This is a genomic window from Chitinophaga rhizosphaerae (assembly GCF_003958645.1).
In the GTDB taxonomy this organism is placed as follows: Bacteria; Bacteroidota; Bacteroidia; order Chitinophagales; family Chitinophagaceae; genus Chitinophaga; species Chitinophaga rhizosphaerae.
The window spans coordinates 179,701-196,166 of the sequence record NZ_RXLO01000005.1 but is presented as its reverse complement, the minus strand read 5'-3'; the positions used below and the strand labels follow the sequence as shown (position 1 = coordinate 196,166).

17 protein-coding genes are annotated in these 16,466 nt (G+C 49.6%); 4 read left to right on the top strand and 13 right to left on the bottom strand.

Annotated elements, in window-relative coordinates:
• Positions 1 to 9: 9 nt before the first annotated feature.
• From EJ361_RS13820 to EJ361_RS13785, 8 genes are all read right to left on the bottom strand, one after another.
• Positions 10 to 1,287, bottom strand: a complete 1,278-nt coding sequence (locus EJ361_RS13820; RefSeq protein ID WP_126246223.1) for a 6-bladed beta-propeller — start codon at positions 1,285 to 1,287, stop codon at positions 10 to 12.
• Positions 1,284 to 1,814 (bottom strand): hypothetical protein, encoded by a 531-nt coding sequence (locus EJ361_RS13815; protein ID WP_126246222.1) that lies wholly within the window; start codon positions 1,812 to 1,814, stop codon positions 1,284 to 1,286. The genes EJ361_RS13820 and EJ361_RS13815 overlap by 4 nt, the downstream gene beginning before the upstream one ends.
• 10 nt (positions 1,815 to 1,824) lie before the next feature.
• Positions 1,825 to 2,928, bottom strand: coding sequence for a hypothetical protein (locus EJ361_RS13810; RefSeq protein ID WP_126246221.1), 1,104 nt, complete (start codon positions 2,926 to 2,928; stop codon positions 1,825 to 1,827).
• Between the two features lie 104 nt (positions 2,929 to 3,032).
• On the bottom strand, positions 3,033 to 3,293 hold the full coding sequence (locus tag EJ361_RS13805) for a hypothetical protein (protein WP_126246220.1): 261 nt from the start codon (positions 3,291 to 3,293) through the stop codon (positions 3,033 to 3,035).
• Between the two features lie 11 nt (positions 3,294 to 3,304).
• Positions 3,305 to 3,562: a hypothetical protein gene (locus tag EJ361_RS13800; RefSeq protein WP_126246219.1), complete on the bottom strand. Its 258-nt coding sequence runs from the start codon at positions 3,560 to 3,562 to the stop codon at positions 3,305 to 3,307.
• A gap of 73 nt (positions 3,563 to 3,635) precedes the next feature.
• Positions 3,636 to 5,450: an O-antigen ligase family protein gene (locus EJ361_RS13795; RefSeq protein WP_126246218.1), complete on the bottom strand. Its 1,815-nt coding sequence runs from the start codon at positions 5,448 to 5,450 to the stop codon at positions 3,636 to 3,638.
• A gap of 9 nt (positions 5,451 to 5,459) precedes the next feature.
• On the bottom strand, positions 5,460 to 8,321 hold the full coding sequence (locus EJ361_RS13790; protein ID WP_126246217.1) for an outer membrane beta-barrel protein: 2,862 nt from the start codon (positions 8,319 to 8,321) through the stop codon (positions 5,460 to 5,462).
• A gap of 3 nt (positions 8,322 to 8,324) precedes the next feature.
• Entirely contained in the window at positions 8,325 to 8,576 is a 252-nt protein-coding gene (locus EJ361_RS13785; RefSeq protein ID WP_126246216.1) for an HTH domain-containing protein, read from the bottom strand.
• 409 nt (positions 8,577 to 8,985) lie between these two features.
• Between EJ361_RS13785 and EJ361_RS13780 the strand changes: the two genes are divergently transcribed.
• Positions 8,986 to 9,906 carry an NmrA family NAD(P)-binding protein gene (locus EJ361_RS13780; RefSeq protein WP_126246215.1) on the top strand — a complete coding sequence of 307 codons (921 nt, stop codon included), beginning with the start codon at positions 8,986 to 8,988 and terminating at the stop codon, positions 9,904 to 9,906.
• Between the two features lie 51 nt (positions 9,907 to 9,957).
• Entirely contained in the window at positions 9,958 to 10,869 is a 912-nt protein-coding gene (locus EJ361_RS13775; protein WP_126246214.1) for a helix-turn-helix domain-containing protein, read from the top strand.
• Positions 10,870 to 10,891: 22 nt separating this feature from the next.
• Here the strand turns inward: EJ361_RS13775 and EJ361_RS13770 are convergent, their stop codons facing one another.
• The 4 genes from EJ361_RS13770 to EJ361_RS13755 form a co-directional block, all read right to left on the bottom strand.
• On the bottom strand, positions 10,892 to 11,317 hold the full coding sequence (locus EJ361_RS13770) for a hypothetical protein (protein WP_126246213.1): 426 nt from the start codon (positions 11,315 to 11,317) through the stop codon (positions 10,892 to 10,894).
• Positions 11,318 to 11,988: 671 nt separating this feature from the next.
• Positions 11,989 to 13,740, bottom strand: a complete 1,752-nt coding sequence (locus EJ361_RS13765; RefSeq protein ID WP_126246212.1) for an ATP-binding protein — start codon at positions 13,738 to 13,740, stop codon at positions 11,989 to 11,991.
• 207 nt (positions 13,741 to 13,947) lie between these two features.
• Positions 13,948 to 14,388, bottom strand: coding sequence for a hypothetical protein (locus tag EJ361_RS13760; protein ID WP_126246211.1), 441 nt, complete (start codon positions 14,386 to 14,388; stop codon positions 13,948 to 13,950).
• A 42-nt stretch (positions 14,389 to 14,430) separates the two neighbouring features.
• Entirely contained in the window at positions 14,431 to 14,691 is a 261-nt protein-coding gene (locus EJ361_RS13755; RefSeq protein ID WP_126246210.1) for a hypothetical protein, read from the bottom strand.
• A gap of 136 nt (positions 14,692 to 14,827) precedes the next feature.
• On the opposite strand from EJ361_RS13755, the gene EJ361_RS13750 reads away from it, so the two are divergent.
• Entirely contained in the window at positions 14,828 to 15,151 is a 324-nt protein-coding gene (locus EJ361_RS13750; RefSeq protein ID WP_126246209.1) for a helix-turn-helix domain-containing protein, read from the top strand.
• A 117-nt stretch (positions 15,152 to 15,268) separates the two neighbouring features.
• Here the strand turns inward: EJ361_RS13750 and EJ361_RS13745 are convergent, their stop codons facing one another.
• Positions 15,269 to 15,478: a hypothetical protein gene (locus EJ361_RS13745; protein WP_126246208.1), complete on the bottom strand. Its 210-nt coding sequence runs from the start codon at positions 15,476 to 15,478 to the stop codon at positions 15,269 to 15,271.
• Between the two features lie 185 nt (positions 15,479 to 15,663).
• Between EJ361_RS13745 and EJ361_RS13740 the strand changes: the two genes are divergently transcribed.
• Complete coding sequence (locus EJ361_RS13740; RefSeq protein WP_126246207.1) at positions 15,664 to 16,425, top strand: hypothetical protein; 762 nt, start codon at positions 15,664 to 15,666, stop codon at positions 16,423 to 16,425.
• Positions 16,426 to 16,466: the final 41 nt, after the last annotated feature.

Sequence of the window (16,466 nt, the reverse complement as noted above, 5' to 3'; positions counted from 1 at the left end):
TTTCATTTCCTATTCCTTGAGCTTCATGCTGACCAGAACCGGGTTGCTCTTCCTGGTCTGCTTTTTAAAATAATCCTGCAATACCGGCGGGTATTGCGGATGTTTATCCTTCGTTTTGTCGCGTGCGTTGAACATATCGAGCGAAGACACGTAGGAATAAATCCGCCCCCCGTGTTGGTAGATGCCATTGATCATCAGGCCGTCCCGCGGGTCGAAGGCGGGCAGAAAACCGGAGCCGGCATCGGGTGCCAGCCGCTCCAGCGATACCAGCTGATGGCTTAGCGTATCATAAACGAAATTATAGATGCTGTTCGCCCCGGTGCTCCGGTAAGACAGGTAATACGGTGATTCCCCCTTGAAAAACAGCTTTCGCTTGTTGTAAAAGATTTTGCTGATGCTCATGATGGTGCCTACGGGCTTTGCCGCGGCCGTCACACTGTCGAGCAACCGCGTATCCTTCAGCTGCAGCACGTTTTGCGGATAGGCGGTATTCATGGGAAATACAACCTGGCAAACCGGCACGGCGGTGTCTTTCGTAACGCGATATACGAGGTTTTCGACTGCCGTGGCCATATACGTCACCCCGTCCTGAACGATAAATCCCGAAAAATCGCCGCTCGCGTTCACCACTTTCCCGAACAGGTAGCAGAAGGCCGTTTTCGTGCGTTGGTTGTAGGGAAGCAGCCGTTTGTACAGCACATCTCCCTTATAAATTTCCGCGAGGTAAAAAATGCTGTCTTTCGGCTGGGTCCCCTTCCCGAACCGGCAACTGTTCAAACGCAGCGAATACCCTTGCCCGAGCGGCAAATGCCCCTGCGGGTAAATGCTGTTCCGGACACGGGGGGCCGGGATCGGCTGGCCTTTCAGGGAATAATAAACCAGGCTCTTCTTGCCAGCGTCGTATTGATGGATGTAATAGACCTGTATCACCTGGGCAGACCGGTCGTACTTTATTTCGGGCATTACATTGGCCGGCCATTTCACTTTTCCGGCGAACCGGCCGTTTGTCCGGAAGAACAGCGTGGAACGGGTGTCCATATCGGCGATCACGAAGCTGCTGTCTGTAACGATGAGTTTCCCGATATCGCCAAACAGGCTTTCCCGGGTGGTTTCCAACGGGATAAAAGTGATGTCGCTGAAAAAATCGGAGATGTTGCCTCCATACGCCCGGGAAGGATCGATCCGCAATACGGGAGCCTTTCCTGCCTGGGCATGTGCGCCGGTGAAAGCGAGCACGGTGGCGGCCGCCGCCCAAAACTTCCGCAGAATGTGATTGATGCCGCTCATTTTACATGGAATATGCCGATGCTGTCATAAACCTGCATCGACGGTTGTGACGAAAATGGATTTTCCACCGCCAGGATGTTGTCTGCCCCATCGGTCAGGATCACGTTGGTGGCATCGGTAACCAGGATGCCGGGGTTCAGTTTTTCGATCGCCCTTTCCTTGTCCGTTACCAGGTATTGATTAGCGGAAAGCTGCATTTTGTACCTGTTCAGGTAGTACTTCACCAATACGGTATCCCTTCCCAGTACAAAAAAATGGTAGGCCGTGCTGTCTGCAGCGGGCCCCTTTCCTTCCCGGCTCCTGTTGAGAAAATCGAGCAGTGGCACTACACAAGATGAACATTCGCCGTTAAAGGAGTAAAAGACGTTGTATTTCTTTTTCCGCAGGTCTTTGGGCGGCAACTTCAGCGTGCCGGAGAAGCGCGGCAGGATCCCCGAATCCGCCGGTCCCTTTTTTTCCGGACGGCTATGGCCGCAGGCCGCGAATACGCCAACCAAAGCGCAATAGGCCGTTAATCTCAGTTTCATGGATCGTTGTTTATCGTAAAGCGTACCGCATGAGTTTTGCCGGAGCGCCGAATTTTTTCACGGTTGTGCCGTAGAGATATTGCTCGTCCGGCGAAATGGAGATGTTATACAAATACTCATTCACTTTATATTGCCGGACCAGGTTGCCGTCCCAATCGAACTGGAGAACGGCCACCGGCCGTTCCACCCGTGTGGCGTTGAGATTGATGGCCTGTACGCCCAGGTACAACAGATACACATGCCGGTCTGTGCATGCGCCGGGGTAATAAGCACGGTAATATTCCGCATCCTTGAAATAAACGGAAGAATCACTATGCTGCTCATAATCCGGCCGAATGTTGTCTGGCCCGGTCATACGCTTCACAACCTTGTCCTTGTCGCGATAAATCACGATCTGGTCACGGTAGTTATCCACTACCCACATCAGATTTTTTTCCAGGTTGATCAGTGTTTCCCCACCCGATACATTGGAGGTGAAGAAAGCCGGTTTCATCAGGCTGTCGATCCGCATGCATTCTTCTTCGCCGGTGTTTGCGACCGGCAGGAACAAAACAGGTGATTTGCTGTTGGGGTTCATGGGGCTTTTCCCCGGCTTCAGGTAATAGGAGTTGAACAATACCAATGTATCGCTTCCATAGAGCGCCGGCGATTTCGCGAAAGACGGCAGGTTGTAGTATGTGCCCTGGTAATCGTTGCCGGCCAGCATGGAATCGATTACGAGCTTCGTAACGCGTTGCTTGGTAATATCGTGGATGGTAAAGTAGTTGTCGGCTGGATTGGGGTACCGGATCGCGCAGCTCACAAATGCGGCACTGTCTTCCCCCCGCCGGGCGATCTGCCTGATCAGCCTGCCGTTGTGGAGATTGACCACATCCACAAAATATGCATCGGATTCCCAAAAGGTGATCATCGCCAGGGAATCGCGGACGATGTTGAATTGTAATGGCCTTTTACCCGGAAACTCCAGCGGGACCTCTACTCCTGAAAGGGTTTTCGTTTCAGGAAAATCTTTCCTGGTGAAATAAGTTGTTGGTTCTTTGCTGCCCTGCCGGCAGGCCGACAATCCGCTGAATGCCATCAGGGCAATCAGGATATTTCTTGTAAATAATTGCATAAGTAGAAATTCAAAAAACACCGTTACATTTCAATAACAAGCGCTGTGCCGCCTGGTGGCCGTTTGCAGCCCCCAAGCAGCACAATGCCTTCAATCGGTCCATGCTATTCCGTTCTGTTCACGCAAACTTTCGCATTCTCGCAGGATACCGTGAATCCGCCTTCCGTTCTCGAGCATCTTTCATTCGCCATCGGCTTGCAGGAAAAGATGGTAACGGAAATTCCCAGCTTCGAACCCTTTACCACGCACATGTTGCATTCCGACCCGCCGCCATCGCCTTCGTCATCTTCAACGAACGAAGAGAGGCTCACCAGCATAACGGCCGCAGTCACCGGCGCGATCATCCATTTAAAGTACTTTTTCATGGCTGCAGGATTTAACATTTTTTAGCATTTGCGCAACTAACGGTCACCGTTACTACGCCCCATTGTTCCGTGTCTACCTTTTCGGAGAACGAACAGCTTTCGTTCGCCATCGATTTACAGGAGAAGACTACTTTCTTGTTCCTGTCAGTAACACGGCACTGGTTGCAGGCATCTGCGCCGCCCTCGTCGTCTTCGACGAAGGAAGACAGGCTTGCAACCATGATGGTCGCCATAACGGGGGCAATTGCCCATCTCAGGAATTTCTTCATTACAATGAATTTGTTTTTGGGTTTATGAATTTATTACCGGGATAAATTTAGTGCCGTCCAATGCCTGAAATGGTCAGTGTTCCTGGCGGGGCAAATCATTTTCACTTCGTTTGATGAGCGCTGTTCTGGCGGCTTCCTGTACATCATACACTTCGGCCGAGGGAATCTTCACGGGCATACGGAGGATATCCTGCGCCACCATTCGCACTTTCTGCGTATCTCCCATGGCCTGGTACGTTTTGAGCAGTTCATACCGGGGCCGGAACCGGTTGGGCAGAAACTGGCAAACCCAGGCCCGGTGGCGGGCGGCCATGTCGAATTGACCGAGCTGCGCATAGGCTGCCGCCGTTGCCTCCATCGTTTTGCGGCTGGTGAAAGATGCTTTGGCCTGTTCCAGGACGATGACGGCCTGGCCGCAACGGTCTTTGTCCTGCGCCAGCCATTGGCCGTAATCCGTCAGGAATTTCCCGTTATGGCGCAATACGGGATACAAAACGGCATATGCGTTGCCTGCTTCCTCATCCTCCTGCGCCTTATCCCCCAACTGTTGCCAGCAGTACACCGCATGCAGCTCCCGTACACCGCGGTAAAAAGGCGTCAACAGTGCAAACACCGCTATCCAGACGTACACCCGGAGCAACCGCCCTGGTATGGGCATCGGCAAACGCGGCAGCAACCTGTTCTCCCGCAGGCGAAAAGACAGTACACAGCAAACGATGAACAGGAAGGTAAACGCGTTCACGTGAAAAGGATACGCGGTGAAACCGCAGCACAGCACCGCAACCACCGTGAGCTTCACGGCGAGCAACAATGCTTTGTGCCTTTCCGACTTCGCCGTAAGTACCACTATCATCAGGATGGTGAAGGTGCCGAGCCCTGCGATGCCCGTTTCTTCGAAGAGCTGCACGTATTCGTTGAACAAAATGTAGCTTTCTCCCGCGCTCATGACGAATGAGGCCGGCGGCTCCGGGGTGTCCCGGAAATATGCGGCCTGCCAGTATGGATAATACCAACTAAATCGCCCCGGCCCGGTCCCCCACCAAAAATGGTCCGCCCAATGCGCCCCGGCCACCTGCAATTTCAGGAGCCTTCCCATCGCGCTCATTCTTTTCATCCCAAACAAGACATAAGCCCCCAACGCTGCCGCAGCAGCCCCCGTCAGGCCGAGCCCCCAAATTGCCACCGAAGGCCATGTCTTCAACACAGCGCCGATCCTTTTTCCGAAACAGCCCCAAATGCCCGCCGCCGCAGTGGCCGCCAGGGCAATACAAGCCGTCCGGCTCCCGGCGGCAACCATCAGGCCGATGGCAACTACCGCCACCGCCACGCCAATTATTCTTCCCGCTTTGCCCCCGGGGTACTTGTGCGCCAGCCATATCGCCAGCGGCAACTGTATCACCAGGTAGCAGTCGAATACGCCGGAATTTTGCAGGGAGCCCTGTAACAGCCGCGTACTGTCTTGCCCGGTATGCATGGCACCGTATAACTGCATGCTGCCCAAACATAGCTGCACCACGAAAACGGCCACGAAAAAGGCGATAACGATTTCCTTTCCGGGCAACCAAAACATGCCCATGGCCAACAGGCCGCATGCGGCAACAACCCAGCCATGTTCGTTGGCAAATGAGTACCGGTCGCTCAGCAGGAGCAGCAAACCCAAAGCCATGGCTACTCCCGGCAAAACCACGCCAAGCCACCGCCTGTCTCTTTCAGGCCGCGCCAGCCCCAATACCGCCGCGGCAACCGGCAGCGCGAAGACCAGTTTGTACTGGTCGTTCATACCGATTTCGTAGTTGAACGAAAAACGATAATAAAAAACGAAAAAAAGATAGGCGGGCACGATGCTGCCTACCATCAACAAAGTTGGGATGAGGTTCTTTGCTTTCATAAACCGGTGTCATTCGCCGCGCTTTCCAAACTTCCTTGGGTAGTACGACAGGGTCATCATAAAATATTGCTGCAGCACGTTGCTCGTTACGAATGTCTGGCTATTGCCCGTTGCCGTGTTCACAATCCCTTTGTTTTGCCGCAACAGGTCCAGCGCCGCGCATTTTACCTCTCCGCGTTTGCCTTTAAGGAAGCGGTAGGCCAGGCTTGCGTTCCAGCGTACATATCTAATCGCGTCCATCCCGCGCACGGAGCTTGTGTTTATGGAAAGGTGCGTATTCCAGTACAGGTTGTCCGGCAACTGAAGAACACCGTCTATCAGCGAATAGCTGTTGACGCTTCTGAACCGGCTGTGATTAAACCCCTGCTGTTCACTGTTGTAAATGGTCCATCCCTGCTCTGCCTTTAGTGCCAGCCTGCTGCCCCTCCGATAGCTGACATGTGCCGTTACCTGGTGGCTGGTGCTATGGCTCATATTGAGCACATGTTGCTGGTACTGGGGATAGCGGCCCGTGTTAACCGCGTAACGGGCGCCCAGTTCCAATGTTTGCCGGCGTAACTCGATGGATTTTTTCAAGCGGATGTTCCCTCCTGCGGCCCGGTAGCCGTTCAGGTTCACGGCGTAGACGGACCTGATACCGGCGCTGTCGTATACCGTGCTGTCGCCTATCACGCCCGTTATCTCCGTCAGGCTGGCGTTGGCGTCGATCAGCAAGGGGTTCCGCCCTTTCCGCGTCGCAAAATGATAGCCCGCCGAAAGCATCTTCCTGAATTGAGGCTGCAGTAAAGGATTGCCCTTCGGGATAAACCACAGATCGGCACTGTCTGCCAGCGGCGCCAGGTCGTTGATCGCAGGATATCCCGCCAGCGTGGTAAAAGCCAGGCTGTATTTCGATTCGTAATTGCCGAATTGATGGTTGTTGTAGACGATCGACCCGGCAGGCAGGAAGCGGGTGTAGCGGTACGACAAATCCTGCGATCGCTGCAAGGCCTGGCTACCGAACACGTAAAACTGTTCCTGCAGATCGGCGGAAATGTTGATCCATTTGCTAAACCGGTTGGTCAGTTCCCGGCTGATCAGTTTCGAGAAATGCAAGGCCGGCTTGAAATCGGACGTCCGCACTTCGCGTTCGTTTGTCAGGTATGGGTTCACCTGGTACTTTCCGGTAGCTGCTTCTTTGTCCAGCACCCGGTCGTCGTTTTCCGCGAGGTTCAATGCGAGTGATACCGAAATACCGATGTTGACGCCGCCTAGCTGGGCGCGATTGAAGATCAGCCTCCGGAGGCCGCTGTAGCCGGCGTTCAGGGTATGAGAGAAATTCCGTCCGTTCTGGCGGTCGTACCGCCGGTCGAAAGTCCGGCTTTCTGCCGTTGCCACCATGGAGGTAAATTCCGTGAGGGCGCGGGCTTGTCCGTCCTGCTCATCGCACGAGAACTGGTATCCCGCTGTAAAGCCCCTCGGTGCCCGCTTTCGGCGGCTTTGCACCGACAGGCCGTTTTCCTCATAATTGGTATAGCTGATCCCTATCTCCGCCCGCTTTTTATGAACGGTGGCTTCCCGGTGCGAAACGCTTTTGCTCAGCGGCCCGGTTCCCGTCTGCTCCTGCTCCGTCCGGCTTTCCGTTACGGCGTCGTTGTCAACAAGCGCACCTTTGGTATTGATTTCCCATTTATATTTGTCGGTACTGCGGTCGTAGACGGCATGAAAGTCCTGCCCCATTTGCCGTTGGCGCCCGGTACCGAGGGAGCGGGTGGATAATTCGGTAGCATTGTCCAGGAAGGTCTTGGACAAGCTTTCCTCCGCGTGCCGGTTTTGGACATTGTTCATGAAATAGTTCGTGTTCAGGCGACTGTCCAGCACATCGGCCGTTCCCGGAAAAAAATCGTAAATGAACTTCATTCCAGCGGCAATTGGCCTGTTCAGGCCCTTCATATTGAAATCGCTCTGATAATTCTCTCCGGGCCCTTCGCCCTGGTAAGCGCTGTTTTTAATCAGCACGTCCGTGTTTGCGGCTATCTTGTTAATGTTATTCAATGCGCCAACGGCGCTTGCCTGAATGTTGCGGTTAAAGCCGCTCAGCATACCGTCGGCAGCGTAGCGCCCGTCTGTTCCCGGGCCGCCGCCGGCCTTGCCGAAAATGCCCGATTGGCTGTCGTCCTTTAACTTGATATTGGCAAACATGGTGGAGTCCAACGGGTTCTTTTCATCGCGTTGCTGATACACCTGTATTTTATCCAATGCGGATTTGGGAAGGTTTTGCGTGGCAATGGCGGGGTCCGTGCTTCCCATAAACGCCTTCCCTTCCACCAGTACCTGCTGGATTTTCTTGCCGTTGTAGGTAATGTCTCCATCACCCCAGACAGTAAACCCCGGCAGCTTTCGGATGAGGTCTTCAGCCGTGGCGTTACTGTCGAGCCGGAATGCGTCCGCATTAAACTCCAAAGTATCACCATTCATCCTCACCGGTGCCGCCGCGGTTACCACAATTTCTTTCAACGCCCCTTTGCCCTGGTGCATGTACAAGGTTCCCAGGTCGAGCTCCGTAGTGCCGGTGTTTAGCGTCAATTGTTTGATGAAAGGAACGTAACCAACATGCGTGATCACGAGTTTCAGCGGCTTGCCTACCGGGAGCGAGGGCAATTTGAATTCGCCGAAGTTATCGGGCATCGAATATTTCAGCAGCATCGAGTCGGGCGCATGATAGATGGCCACTGTGGCGCTTGTAAGCATGTAATTGTACACCGAGTCTATTACCTTGCCCTTTAACAGCCCGGTTTGCGGAACGTCTTTCTGCTGCGCCCGCGCAGCCGTAACCGATCCTGCCAGCGTCAGGAGGAAAAGCAAAAGCGATCTGGCAAATTTCATCTGCATCGCTCAGTGGGTATTCTCTTCTTCGAATGGTGTGAATTCAGCGCTGAAATGCCCTTTTATCTTGTAATAATAACTTTTACGCTTGCGGCAGTAATCGATGGGTGACCCCAGCCGCTTCAGCAGCTGAATGTACCGGTGTACCTGCCGTTCGCAGATATTCAGTTTTTGCGCCAGCTCTTTCGGCGTTCCGGTGGAAGTCCGGCCGATGCTCTGGCTGATCTTCTTTAAATGATAAATAACCTTATAGGCATGCATAGCGGGAAGTTATCGCAGGATTACCGGACTGGGGGGCTATTTGAACAGCCGGGAATGGTCCCTGCTGTCTGAAAAGGTGATTGGGTATTATTCCGGGCAACATGCGGTTTTCATTATTCAAGGGTTACGGGAATTCTCAATTCGATGCACGCAGTCCATAATTCACTGATTCAAATTGCCGGGACTGACTGTGTTATGATTCAAAGTTATTTTTACTATAAGGCACTCACTACAATTATTTTGATCCTTATCGGTGTTTTATTGACAGCCAGGCACAACGTTAAAAACAGGCCCGATTGGATTTTCATCCATCAGAAACAGACCGCAGCGAATTCCGGCAACAACATGGCGACTTTTGGATACATCCTCCACATGCATTATCCTGAATTTTGCATCAAACAAAAGGAATATGAACATCGTACTTACAGGCTCGCTGGGGAACATCGGGCGGCCGCTTACGGAAACATTGGCAGCAAAAGGTCATGCGGTGACCGTCATCAGCAGCGATCCCCTTCGCCGGGAAAGCATTACCCGCCTCGGCGCAAAGGCCGCCATCGGGAAGTTACAGGATGCGGATTTTTTGGCAGAAACGTTTACAGGCGCAGATATCGTGTACCTCATGGAAACGATGGAAGCCGTTGGCGGGATGTTCGACCCATCCATCGACTTTTTCAGCGGTATTGCGGCGATCGGCCGGAACTACAAAGCAGCGGTGGAGCGCGCCGGCGTGAAGCGGGTCATTCATCTCAGCAGTATCGGCGCCCATACGGATAAGGGTACCGGCATCATCCGGTTCCATCACGACGTTGAAACTATCCTGCGGCAGTTGCCGGCGGATGTGTCCATCAAGTTCATCCGCCCGGTGAGTTTTTACATCAACCTGTTCTCCGCCATTCCGCAGATCAGGGCACAGGGAATGATCGTTTCCAATTATGGCGGCGACGCGAAGGAGCCCTGGGTTTCACCAGCCGATATCGCAGCGGTGATCGCCGAAGAGGCCGGCAAGCCGTTTGCCGGGAGAACGGTGCGCTATGTGGCGAGCGACGAGGTGTCGCCCAATGAGATCGCCAGGGTGCTGGGCGAAGCCATCGGCATGCCCGGGCTGCAGTGGCGCGCCATTCCTGGCCAGGAGCTGCTGGAACAGTGGCTGAGCATCGGTTTCAACGAACAGGTGGCGAGGGGCTTTATCGAGCTGCAGGAAAGCCAGGGCAGCGGGGCGCTGTACGAAGATTACGAACGGCATAAACCCGTGCTGGGGAAAGTAAAGCTCGCGGATTTCGCCAAAGACTTCGCGGAGGCATGGCACAACACTGTAAAAAGTATTGATTAACTTCGGAAACTGCGGTTGCCCTTTGAAGGCTTTGCAGGAAAACGGAATACGATGCGGAAGATCCGGCACATCAAAACCATTACGGAATTTCACCAGACCCGGAGCCTCGCGCCGCCGGAGCATCCGCTGATCAGTATCGTGGATTATGCGGACGTGCGTATGCAGCCGTCATATTTCGACTGCAACTGGACGCTGGATTTCTATCTCATTGCCCTGAAAAAGAATATCGGCGGCAAAGTGCTGTATGGCCAGCAGTCGTACGATTTCGACGAAGGCGTCATGTTCTTCCTCTCACCTGGCCAGGTGTTCCGGATCGAACAGGCGGGCCCTGCCGCAGACAGGTCGGGCTGGATGCTCCTTGTACATCCCGATTTTTTATGGCATACGGCCCTGGGGAAAGAGATGCGTCAATACGAATTCTTCAGTTATGCGATCCATGAAGCGCTGTTCGTATCGAAAAAGGAAGAAGATACGCTGATGGACATTATCGCCAACATCCGGCGGGAATACCATTCGAACATCGACAAATTCAGCCAGGGGATCATAATTTCCCTGCTCGATACCCTGCTCAAATACGCGGCGCGCTTCTATGAGCGGCAGTTCATCACCCGGAAGCGGGCCGGCCACCAGGTGCTTGAACAGCTGGAATCCCTTTCCGACGCCTGGTTCCGGGACGATGCCGCCAGCGGCTTGCCGACGGTGCAGTATTTCGCGGAAAAGCTGCATTTGTCGCCCAAGTACCTGAGCACCCTGCTGAAAACGCTTACGGGCCAAACGGTGCAGCAGTTCATCCACGGCAAACTGATCGAAAAGGCGAAGGAGCAATTATCGGCGACGCGGCTCAGCGTGAGCGAGATCGCCTATGGCCTGGGATTTGAACATACGCAATCTTTCAGCAAACTGTTCAAAAGCAAAACCTCGGTTACGCCGCTGGCCTTCCGGAAATCGTTCGGGCATAATTGAAACATGGTACCGTCCGCCGGCGTTAGAGCTGCTGCGCCTTAACGCCATAAAAGAGCTTGTCAAAAACAACCTTATTCGATCCTGGTCTGCAAAAAACGTAATTAGTATATTCTTTACCATCTGATTTAATCGTGATGGCATATACCTTGTCTCCAGGTAAAACTATGGTTGTAAAAAGCTCTTCTATGGTTCTGTAGAACACCTTTAAATAAGCAATCTCCCCGGTCGCTCCAAAAATATTTATGTTTTGACGGAGCATGTGCGCGTCCTTACCAGGCAGGATATTAATATAAATGTTCTTTGTCTTAACAGTCTTACTTTGATTTGGCGAAGAATATGAAGTTTCCTGGCTAAAGCGAATGCTGCTACCCATACAAACGAGTGCTTCAGGATTAACAAGCAAAGGAATATAATACGATTTGCTGGAACTGTCCTTTAATGTTTCCACATATTTATAAGAAACCAGCTCTATTTGCCGATGATTTGTTGCCGTTACCGGCCAATTACGAAAAAGGTTTATGAAATTGGATTCGCACGAATCCAAAGGTTGTCCGTATTCGTAAATAGACACCCCTTTATCTTGCCCGAAAACACACGGATGCGCATATAAAATAAATAGCGATAAATTAAAGTCTTACAGATTTTGGTCATTACACCTGCTTTATTCTTGTCTTCAAAAAAATCATTGGGTTTGCCAGGGGAATTTCTGTTGGGGAAGGTCATATATTTTACTTAAATTTTTGAACAGTATGTTTCAGGTTCAGGCGAGCTGGAAATCAAATTGACAACTCATTCTCAACATTTCCATCAATGAGGCAACCCTAATTTTTCAAATAAGATTCTATTCCTGTTTTTAGCGTCTTTAAGGAGTTTTTGGTATGAAATAACTTCAATATATGCATTATAGTTTTCATGAGGGGCAAAGTACCCTAAATTATCGGGCGTTCGCTTGTAGTTTCTATCCTCAAGAATTTTAGTCAGACCCGGATTAAAATCACAAATTACATACACATAAAAAGGGGTCTTTTCTTTATCCATTTGTATCAACTTCCCGCGCCTGTCACGTGCCTTATTCTCCCGTAAAGTTCTTATATAGGAAATTACTTGATCAACCGGATTCTACTTTTCATCAACAGTATTGTAATCCTTCCTTTCCGGTCGTTTAAACTCAACCAGGACTATCGAATTATGAGGTGCGTCATCATTCACAAACGCGAAGCTGTCATTAAAAATCAACAAGTCAGGCCTATCCAGGCTATTTGCATCCTCCACAACAGCGATTTCCTTGAATGATTTATCAGATGACAAATATGAATGATAAGACAGTCTTTCATCTATCAACCATAAATTTTGCTGTTCGTAGTTAATTTCATCGGATTCACTTTTGATCGGGAAGAAAATCCTGTGAATAGTTTCTTCTGTTTGATACTTTCCATCATCATCCTGCCCTAAAAACAAATCCAGCAATTCGATGACAGCTTTTCGGTGAACTATGTAACTTGCTAGATTGGATTTCCCTATATCATTAAACTTTTCAATATAGTCATTGTACATTTCCTTATACTCGTCGGTGTCACGAAAATCCTTTGCAACACCAAGCACATCTTCGCTCATTTTCTTCACTTCTAACTCTAGCTCGCTCTGGAGTTTAAACAGTTCAATATTAAGTTTATTACCTGTCAAATTGGGTTGAATACGCCGAATTGAATCCGGTTTATACTTAATGATTGGCTTAAATTGCGGGGCTGAATCGGAAATATGATTCTTAATCGCAATAAATTTGGATTCACGAATTTTCTTCAAGTAGGGCTCCAGCATGTTTTCCAGTGTATCAACTACCCCTTTTCTAATTTCCTTTAGTGTTAGTTCATCATCCACGTTTTCGTCATCATCATCATCGGTATCTCCCGTAGGGAAACTGAAGCTCGTCCTTTCAGAATCTACGTTTTTATCCAAATACGATCCGGTTACGTAACATTGGTAAGTAAACAATTCATCATTAACATCCTTTATACTTTTCCCCAGGTCAAGTATTTGTTTCGTCAGGCTTTCATCCAGTACTTCTCTTTCATTTGCGCAGAAGTGAATTTTATGGCCTCCTTTTGAATCATGAAGCTTTACGAGGTGAATTGAAAAGGATTTATTCTTCATATCGAATTGTCCTCTTTCAATCGTAGATTTTATCGTAGTGCCATACAAATCCTGTAAAACTATTTCCTTTCCATTGTTATCGATAAGCGAAATAACAGGACATTTTTCAAGTACAAAATAGACTAAAAAGTGTTCAATGATCCTTTCACCCAATTCCGCCATTGATTTAGGCACATAGGGCCGATACTCCTCACGTAGATGATTTAAAGTAACAGTGGTACCAGTAGAAATTGCATCAGTTGAAATTACCTGAGGATTCGACAGGCCGTTGCCCGTCGGCTGCAACTCAAAAGCCCGTAACTGCATATTACCATCTTCCGAGAGAAAATAGCTATCAACTTTAAGAGTCCGGAAAGCCTTCAAGCAAACAAACCGACCAATTCCCTTTGCGCCTTTTTCGAATTTATAATCAGATTCAGCAGTCAAAAATGACTTATAGTTATCTGCGTTGAATCCAATTCCATTATCTCTGACAATAAAGGATTTTATTGCATATTCCTCTACTCTTGACAAATCTTTTAATGCTTCCTGATCTCCATTTCGCACCAACGTAATTGTGATTCTACCTGTCTTGAGATTGTTATTATCTTCGATAGCGTGAATTGAATTGCTGATAGTCTCAAACAAAGGCCATAACGCCTTGTTTTTCGGCAGCTTGGTATTCCTAACCTTACCCGCAATATTCGTAATAAATTCATCCTTAATAAGAACAGTTTCCATAATGGGGAACAATTGAATCGGTAATATATTCAGAGATATTTCACGCTAAAATAGCAAAATACCTAATCACAAAATTAATAACTGAAATTATATCCGATTATCAGGACTTTCCAACAGCCCGAAACTCATAAAAAATATATCCTGGCCCGTTTCTCCGGTAAATTTCAAACAATAGGTACAATTGCTCGTACCTATTGTTTCTAACAGTCAAACTTCCAAAATTAATGCATCCATTCTCTTCAAAGTCAAGGACAACTCTTTGAGGCCGAATTCATCGCTGATTAAAGACATTGGCGGGATCATACCCAGGCGCAGATTGGGTTCCAGCATCCAGCCGTTGAAATTCCGCCTATGTCCGAAGTGAGAATACCCAAATGCGTAAATTTCTACCAATTGCATAATAATGTTACTGGCGGGTTTCGGCAACACTCCCCTATCCCGCCATGCCCTGTAGCCACCTCCGGTAACGTTAAGGGCATAGCAGATAGTGGAGACGTTGAGATCTGTCACATCCATAAAGCCTTCCAATACTGCAAAGTGCAATCCATCCCCCACAATTGCCATAGCGTTTTCTTCGGTAAGTGGGTGCAACTGCCGGATTTGCTCAAATGACTGCAAAGCATGTCCTGAAAGTGAATCTGCTTTCATGCTAACTAATTTTAAAGATGTACGATTAGGTTTTTTCGTTGATCAAGTTGCACGCTTATCGCCATGGGGATTGATTTGGGGAGGATGAGACGCCAGGTAACGGATCTGGTCGGCCACAATCCCGTTGATCCTTTGCCGGGATTCATTGGGGATGCGCTCGCTGTGCGAGAGATAATAGTGGTAAGTTTCATCATTCCAGCCGCATTCTATACAGATACGGGCGTAAACCGCATCGCTGAGAAGGTTGAGTACGGAAATGACTTGCGGAAGTTGGGTGCAAACAATGGCTTGGTTGGATTTCATGGTAATGTGATTTAATAAATGCGACGCCTCCGTCACAATACAAAGATAAAGGAAAAATTATTATGACGCATAATTATAGGTCATTATTGCAGTAGTTTTCCTCCAACTTTCGGGGTTTGAAAAAATCGCCGATAGCATGAAGCCACTGGAACTTGAAGAAAAGATAGAAATAAAATTGAGATATGCCACTGCTTTGCACAAAGCATTCAAAGCTAGTGGGCTTAAAAGTTTCAGGAAGATTGCCAGCCTGGCCGGAATGGAGCCTTCTCACATACAAAGGATCGCTTCAGGAAAAAACGATGTTACATTGACAACGAATGTAGCCATTTCTAAAGCCCTCGGAATTACTTATGGTGAATTTGCCCGTTATTTTGATGAAGTTACATCCAGCGATATTCAAGAATTCGTAAAATATCTGGATGCACAAAAGAAAAGCGCTTCAAAATCAAAAAAGGCTTAATATCTCATCTTCTATCTCAACCAACGCCAATTTCAATTACTACGGTCCCAGTACTGTTCCACTACGGTATCAGTACTAAAGCCCTACTGGAGCTATACTGGAGCATAGCTTCAAGCATTAATCCCTCCTGATAAAAATTCTCACCTGCTCCTCTGTTAACCCGCTGGCCGCACAAAACTCCTCTACGGAAATAAACTGTCCCCTTTCCTTCTCGAAGATTTTTCTCAGCCTGCTCATGTATTTCCTGGCCGATCGGGCACTTTTGCCCAGTATGTTTTCGATGTCCTGTGTGTAAATAATCAGCCTGTCTGGCACCTTTTTAACCATAATGAAAGTTTACGTGATATGACCCAAAACGGCCTAAACGTACCGTTTTGCCACCCCTGGCTTTTTTGCCCTTCGCCCTGCATCTACCTTAGCCATGTAATTACACCCCACGCTGATCACGTGAAGAGCCCATCGGGCATGGCTACGGAAATGCCCCTTTCTTTTACCTCTTAAAACTTTTAATCATGGCTAAACAAGATGGTTTATTACAGTTTAACGGTACCATCGGGAACCTCTCCTTTTACAAAACCAGGAATGGAGGTTTCGAAGTCCGCAAAAAATCGGGGGTTAGTCCCCAGCGTATCGCCACAGATCCCAAATTCGCAATGCTGCGAGCAAACGGTGTTGAATTCGGTCAGGCAGGCAGGGCCGGGAAGCTCATCCGTGCGGCATTCGGGGTGGCAATGAAAAACATTGCGGATCGGGGAGTGAGCAACCGCCTTACTTCGCTTTGTAAATCCATTATCAAATCGGATACGCTGAACGAGGTCGGGAAACGCCAGCTGCTCGAAGGCGAATTGTCCAAACTGGAGAAATTCGAGTTCAATGCACTCAGCCCGCTCGATACTTCGTTCCTCGCGCAATTCACCCATGCGTTTGACCGTGCGGCCGGTACGGCGAGCATCAACATCCCTGTTTTCAACCCGGCAGAAATGGTGATCCCGCCCAGCAACGCCACTCATTTCCGGATCCGGGCATCCGCCGCGGCGCTGAATTTCGGGGACTTCAAGTTCATCTCCGGCCAGATCGCTTCCGAGCCGTTCTCGTTGGGTGAGGCAATCGCCGCGCCCATCAACCTCTCCGTGCCATTGCCCCCGAATTCGACCGATGCACTGCTCGTGGCCATCAGCATCGAGTTCATCAAAGAAGACGGAAACCACCAGGCCGATGTGCTGAACAGCGCATACAACGCCATGCGGTTGGTTGGGGTGAATGTGGCGCCCTAATGGAACAATCATTTTCAACATTTTAATCTTTTTTGATATGG

What these genes read in the sequence shown, in the direction of transcription:
- EJ361_RS13775 (WP_126246214.1), top strand. Translation starts at nt 9,958, where the DNA reads ATGCGGAAGATCCGGCACATCAAAACCATTACGGAATTTCACCAGACC.
- EJ361_RS13790 (WP_126246217.1), bottom strand. Translation starts at nt 8,321, where the DNA reads ATGCAGATGAAATTTGCCAGATCGCTTTTGCTTTTCCTCCTGACGCTG.
- EJ361_RS13800 (WP_126246219.1), bottom strand. Translation starts at nt 3,562, where the DNA reads ATGAAGAAATTCCTGAGATGGGCAATTGCCCCCGTTATGGCGACCATC.
- EJ361_RS13760 (WP_126246211.1), bottom strand. Translation starts at nt 14,388, where the DNA reads ATGAAAGCAGATTCACTTTCAGGACATGCTTTGCAGTCATTTGAGCAA.
- EJ361_RS13780 (WP_126246215.1), top strand. Translation starts at nt 8,986, where the DNA reads ATGAACATCGTACTTACAGGCTCGCTGGGGAACATCGGGCGGCCGCTT.
- EJ361_RS13805 (WP_126246220.1), bottom strand. Translation starts at nt 3,293, where the DNA reads ATGAAAAAGTACTTTAAATGGATGATCGCGCCGGTGACTGCGGCCGTT.
- EJ361_RS13820 (WP_126246223.1), bottom strand. Translation starts at nt 1,287, where the DNA reads ATGAGCGGCATCAATCACATTCTGCGGAAGTTTTGGGCGGCGGCCGCC.
- EJ361_RS13755 (WP_126246210.1), bottom strand. Translation starts at nt 14,691, where the DNA reads ATGAAATCCAACCAAGCCATTGTTTGCACCCAACTTCCGCAAGTCATT.
- EJ361_RS13810 (WP_126246221.1), bottom strand. Translation starts at nt 2,928, where the DNA reads ATGCAATTATTTACAAGAAATATCCTGATTGCCCTGATGGCATTCAGC.
- EJ361_RS13740 (WP_126246207.1), top strand. Translation starts at nt 15,664, where the DNA reads ATGGCTAAACAAGATGGTTTATTACAGTTTAACGGTACCATCGGGAAC.
- EJ361_RS13765 (WP_126246212.1), bottom strand. Translation starts at nt 13,740, where the DNA reads ATGGAAACTGTTCTTATTAAGGATGAATTTATTACGAATATTGCGGGT.
- EJ361_RS13785 (WP_126246216.1), bottom strand. Translation starts at nt 8,576, where the DNA reads ATGCATGCCTATAAGGTTATTTATCATTTAAAGAAGATCAGCCAGAGC.
- EJ361_RS13815 (WP_126246222.1), bottom strand. Translation starts at nt 1,814, where the DNA reads ATGAAACTGAGATTAACGGCCTATTGCGCTTTGGTTGGCGTATTCGCG.
- EJ361_RS13795 (WP_126246218.1), bottom strand. Translation starts at nt 5,450, where the DNA reads ATGAAAGCAAAGAACCTCATCCCAACTTTGTTGATGGTAGGCAGCATC.
- EJ361_RS13750 (WP_126246209.1), top strand. Translation starts at nt 14,828, where the DNA reads ATGAAGCCACTGGAACTTGAAGAAAAGATAGAAATAAAATTGAGATAT.
- EJ361_RS13745 (WP_126246208.1), bottom strand. Translation starts at nt 15,478, where the DNA reads ATGGTTAAAAAGGTGCCAGACAGGCTGATTATTTACACACAGGACATC.